Annotated in this window: 4 protein-coding genes and 1 pseudogene; 1 reads left to right on the forward strand and 4 read right to left on the reverse strand. The window is 36.0% G+C overall.

What is annotated here, in order from left to right:
• Positions 1-43: 43 nt before the first annotated feature.
• Positions 44-745 carry a VIT1/CCC1 transporter family protein gene (locus EXE10_RS20390; RefSeq protein WP_087554442.1) on the reverse strand — a complete coding sequence of 234 codons (702 nt, stop codon included), beginning with the start codon at positions 743-745 and terminating at the stop codon, positions 44-46.
• A 278-nt stretch (positions 746-1,023) separates the two neighbouring features.
• Here EXE10_RS20390 and EXE10_RS20395 point away from each other — a divergent pair, with 278 nt between their 5' ends.
• Complete coding sequence (locus tag EXE10_RS20395; protein ID WP_130114552.1) at positions 1,024-2,040, forward strand: tyrosine-type recombinase/integrase; 1,017 nt, start codon at positions 1,024-1,026, stop codon at positions 2,038-2,040.
• Here EXE10_RS20395 and EXE10_RS20400 read toward each other — a convergent pair.
• The 3 genes and pseudogenes from EXE10_RS20400 to EXE10_RS20410 form a co-directional block, all read right to left on the reverse strand.
• Positions 2,033-2,326 (reverse strand): hypothetical protein, encoded by a 294-nt coding sequence (locus EXE10_RS20400; protein WP_068973997.1) that lies wholly within the window; start codon positions 2,324-2,326, stop codon positions 2,033-2,035. The genes EXE10_RS20395 and EXE10_RS20400 overlap by 8 nt on opposite strands.
• Positions 2,327-2,414: 88 nt before the next feature.
• On the reverse strand, positions 2,415-2,777 hold the full coding sequence (locus EXE10_RS20405) for a hypothetical protein (RefSeq protein WP_130114553.1): 363 nt from the start codon (positions 2,775-2,777) through the stop codon (positions 2,415-2,417).
• Between the two features lie 91 nt (positions 2,778-2,868).
• Positions 2,869-3,145 (reverse strand): annotated as a pseudogene (locus EXE10_RS20410) (hypothetical protein); the annotation flags it as partial.

Here is a 3,145-nt window from a genome sequence, read left to right on the forward strand (position 1 = left end):
ATTAAATACATTTAAAATACATCTTATGCGGTTGCATGAATGATTAAACGGTTGAGACATTAAATAAAGAACCGATCCAACTTGAGAAAATCATTGCGAGAATGCCCCAAACTGCAACACGTAAACTACCTTTGAGCATGGATGTCCCTGCGAAATAACTAGATAATGCACCTAAAAATGCTAAAGAAAGTATTCCGACGACGAGTACAATTTTACTCAGATAAATTTCTGGGCTAAATAGTATGGCGAGTGTGGGTAAAAGTGCCCCAACTGAAAATGAAAGGGCGGAAGATGCTGCGGCTTGAATTGGTTTGGCAGTGGTCATTTCATTGATTCCAATCTCATCTCTGGCATGTGCTTCTAAAGCATCTTTTGCTGAGAGTTGGATTGCAACTTGGTGTGCAAGTTCAGGATCTAAACCACGATGTATATAGATCTGGGTGAGCTCTTTAAGCTCTAAATGTGGATTTTTTTCGAGTTCTCGAGCTTCAATTTTTAGATCAGCTTCTTCAATATCAGATTGAGATTTAACTGAAATATATTCACCAGCAGCCATTGAAGTTGCACCAGAAATTAAGCCTGCAATACAGGTAATTAAAAGGGTGTGACTTGAAGCACCACTGGCTGCCATACCCATCACTAAGCTGGTGACAGAAATGATGCCATCGTTTGCACCTAAAACGGCTGCTCTTAACCAACCTGTACGTTGTATAAAGTGTTGTTCTAAATGATGAGAATGCGACATAGTGATAACTCAGTCATGTTTTAAGAATATTTAGAACTAAGTATATGATAAAAATTATGATAAAAATAAAAAAGCTCCTATTAAAAGTGCATTTTTTGAAAATGCACTTTTTAAAACGCTTGGTTTTATAATCTTTAAAATCATAAACTTATTCCAATAAATGAATCTCAATAGCATTGTGTTTATCTATTTTGTTTTAATATTTTTGGACATTTTTAGTGTTTTGGTTATATTTTACGTTAAAATGTTCAACCAATTACGCCAAGTTTACGCCCAAAATGAAGCTTCCAAAACCTAGAAAACGCGGTGAATCTTATCGAATTGAGCTCATGTTTAATGGTACAAGAATAAGCGCAACGCGAGATACTGAAAAAGAATGTGAGCAATGGGCGATGCTCAAGTTGCTCGAATTAAAAACAAATCAGCATCTCAAGGAGGATATCAAACAACATTATCCTTTTTCCGCATTAATGTCTAAATATTATGAAGAAGTTGGTAAATCCCTTAAGTCAAAAAGATTCATTAAAATATCAATTAACCAATTTATCAAAACCTATCCAATTCTGGCTGAAACATCAATTCATGATATTACGCCACAAATACTTACTGATTGGCGTAATTCAAGATTAAAGAAAGTTAGCTCAGCCTCTGTGTTGAGGGATATTTCTTTATTTTCAGCAATCTTTTCTTATGCTCAGAAAGAATTATTTTTGATTGATAAAAATCCTTTCTCGCTAGTATCTAAACCATCCCAACCCAAAGCAAGAAATAGGCGAATCAGTGAAGAAGAAATAGCTTTAATTCTTGATGCTCATGATTATCAAATTGGACAAGTACCATCAAAACAAGAGCATTTTATTGCATGGGTATTTTTATTCGCAATTGAAACAACAATGAGACAGGGTGAGATACTTTCGATCAAGCGATCAGATATTTATGAGGACTATATTCATTTACCAATGACTAAAAATGGAGATGCTAGAGACGTTCCTTTATTAGACAGCGCAAAAGAACTCTTAAAGCTCATTCCCAACAATGGATCTGAAAAGCTATTAGATATAAGTAGTACAACTTTTCAGAATATGTTTGGAAATAGAATAAGGAAAATCGGATTAACTGACTTCCATTTTCACGACACAAGGCATGAGGGAATAACAAGGATGGTGAGAAAAAGAAAAATTCCAGTTGAAATGTTGGCAAAGATTACAGGGCATAAAACTATTGGTATTTTGATTAATACTTACTACAACCCAACAGCCACAGAAATAAGCAAAATGCTAAACGAGTCTAATTGACTCGTTTAGCACCACGTTTACTTTTAGGATTTTGACTCAAGATTGCCATCGCTGTTTTGGAGTCGTACAAAAACTTTCCATCTGATCCTTGATTAAAACCATCCAATCTTTTAATGATTGTTGTTTTTGCCATCCCGTACTTCTCAACAAGCCATGCTACGGACACAAGAGTGGGTATTTTTTCCATTTCCAAGCCAACAATCTCACCACCAAATGCACTTTGACCAAGCATCACTTGAGGAGGTGTATCGCTTTCAACAGTAATAAGATATTTAAATGACCCCATCAACCTTCCTCCTTTTCTTCAAAATACGGTCTTTGCTCAACCCAAAATGCTTGTTTTTCTGCCAGTGTTGGCTTTTTTTGAATATCCATTACGCCACATCACTCTTAACACCAACCATTTGACTTGGCGGTACAGGCATTGTGTCGAAAACAGGTCTCCACAAGTGCAAACAATTTGGGTGATTATTTACATACTCTGATTTCGCTGGGTGATACTGAATAACACAAGCGTCATCTGACCAAAACAGTGACTTAATAAAGCACATTTCTTCCCAAGTTGGGCATCGTGTTGGAAGTGAAACACTTACATGCTCCCAACCCATTTGATCAATCGCAATAACTGTAAACACATGCTTTTTGGTTTTAACCCAAAATGCGCCATTATTTCCAATGCTTGCTTCACTACCAAGCAAGCCATTTTTTATTCTGAATTTTTCAGGTACTTTAAACATTTTCACACCCAATCTTCTATTAAAATAAATAATTACCGTTAAATTTGTGCCTATTCTTCTACTCAGATAAAAGAATAGGCGGTATCTAGATTTACGAAACTGTTGGCGAAGCTTGGTTTTCAAGCTCAAAGCGACGAGCTTTTACATAACTCATTAATTTCGGCTGAATATCAGGATGACGGCTTGAAACATCAATTTCCAACGCATCTAAGGCTGTAAGATTGGGAGCAGTTTGAATTAGGACCATTAATGAAGGTGGCTCTGATACTTGTGGGGCATCAGTATTTAATTCATTTAAACGTTTGGTGATAGCAGACATTAGAGGTTTGCGCTGTTCTTCAGTCCACTCAACTGTGTATTTATAAAGT

It is taken from the genome of Acinetobacter sp. WCHAc060033 (genome assembly GCF_004209125.1).
Taxonomy (GTDB): Bacteria; Pseudomonadota; Gammaproteobacteria; order Pseudomonadales; family Moraxellaceae; genus Acinetobacter; species Acinetobacter wuhouensis.

What these genes read in the sequence shown, in the direction of transcription:
- EXE10_RS20390 (WP_087554442.1), bottom strand. Translation starts at nt 745, where the DNA reads ATGTCGCATTCTCATCATTTAGAACAACACTTTATACAACGTACAGGT.
- EXE10_RS20395 (WP_130114552.1), top strand. Translation starts at nt 1,024, where the DNA reads ATGAAGCTTCCAAAACCTAGAAAACGCGGTGAATCTTATCGAATTGAG.
- EXE10_RS20405 (WP_130114553.1), bottom strand. Translation starts at nt 2,777, where the DNA reads ATGTTTAAAGTACCTGAAAAATTCAGAATAAAAAATGGCTTGCTTGGT.
- EXE10_RS20400 (WP_068973997.1), bottom strand. Translation starts at nt 2,326, where the DNA reads ATGGGGTCATTTAAATATCTTATTACTGTTGAAAGCGATACACCTCCT.